The sequence below is a fragment of the Pseudomonas sp. NPDC088885 genome, from assembly GCF_044750025.1.
Lineage (GTDB): Bacteria > Pseudomonadota > Gammaproteobacteria > Pseudomonadales > Pseudomonadaceae > Aquipseudomonas > Aquipseudomonas rustica.
Map to the genome: position 1 here is coordinate 1 of NZ_JBIVJB010000251.1, position 1,285 is coordinate 1,285.

The window sequence follows — 1,285 nt, forward strand, 5'->3', positions numbered from 1 at the left end:
AGGAAGAGATTGAACTGCCGCTGAAGCTGCTGGCAATCGGTGACTACACCCACCGCAAGGACGAACGCAAGATCGAAGATCGCAAGCCGATCAGCATCGACAAGGTGACCTTCGACGAGGTGTTGGCCAAGCAAGAGCTGAGCCTGTCGATGAACGTGCCGAACCGTCTGCAGGAAGAAGGCAGCACGGAAGAGTTGGGCGTGCAGCTGCGCGTCAATTCGATGAAGGACTTCAACCCGGCCAGCCTGGTCGAGCAAGTGCCTGAGCTGAAAAAACTGATGGAACTGCGCGATGCGCTGGTGGCCCTCAAAGGCCCGCTGGGTAACGCCCCTGCGTTCCGTAAAGCCATCGAAGGCGTGCTCGCCGACGACGAATCCCGCGGTCGCGTACTCGGTGAGCTGGGCCTCAACGCCGCAGCCCCGGACGCCTGAACCCAGCAGCCAAGGAAGCCAACACAATGAGCACTAGCGCAGCACAAGAGAAAGGCGCCGCGAGCGGCGAGTACAGCATTCTCGACAGCATCATCGCCGAAACCCGTCTGACCCCGGACGACGAAGCCTACGACATCGCCAAACGCGGCGTGTCGGCCTTCATCGAAGAACTGCTCAAGCCGCAGAACAACGGCGAGCCGGTCAAGAAAGCCATGGTTGACCGCATGATCGCCGAGATCGATGCCAAGCTCAGCCGTCAGATGGACGAAATCCTGCACCACCCGGATTTTCAGGCGCTGGAATCGTCGTGGCGTGGTCTGCAGTTGCTGGTCGACCGCACCAATTTCCGCGAAAACATCAAGATTGAAATCCTCAACGTCTCCAAAGAAGACCTGCTGGACGATTTCGAAGATTCGCCGGAAGTCATGCAGTCGGGCCTGTACAAGCACATCTACACCGCTGAATACGGCCAGTTCGGTGGTCAGCCGGTGGGCGCGATCATCGCCAACTACTACATGTCGCCAAGCTCGCCTGACGTGAAACTGATGCAGTACGTGTCCAGCGTTGCCTGCATGTCTCACGCGCCGTTCATTGCTGCGGCCGGCCCGAAATTCTTCGGTCTGGAAAGCTTCACCGGCCTGCCGGATCTGAAAGATCTGAAAGACCACTTCGAAGGCCCGCAATTCGCCAAATGGCAGAGCTTCCGGACTTCGGAAGACTCCCGCTACGTTGGCCTGACCGTGCCGCGTTTCCTGCTGCGCAACCCGTACGACCCGGAAGAAAACCCGGTGAAATCGTTCGTGTACAAGGAAACCGTTGCCAACAGCCACGAGCACTACCTGTGGGGCAACACT

At 58.8% G+C, this 1,285-nt stretch carries 2 protein-coding genes; both read left to right on the plus strand.

Going from position 1 to position 1,285, the window contains the following annotated elements:
- Positions 1 to 431: type VI secretion system contractile sheath small subunit (gene tssB, locus ACIP1X_RS29005; protein WP_400755990.1), on the plus strand; the 431-nt coding region annotated here is incomplete at its 5' end.
- Between the two features lie 26 nt (positions 432 to 457).
- The coding region (gene tssC, locus ACIP1X_RS29010) for a type VI secretion system contractile sheath large subunit (RefSeq protein ID WP_400755991.1) at positions 458 to 1,285 on the plus strand (828 nt) is incomplete at its 3' end.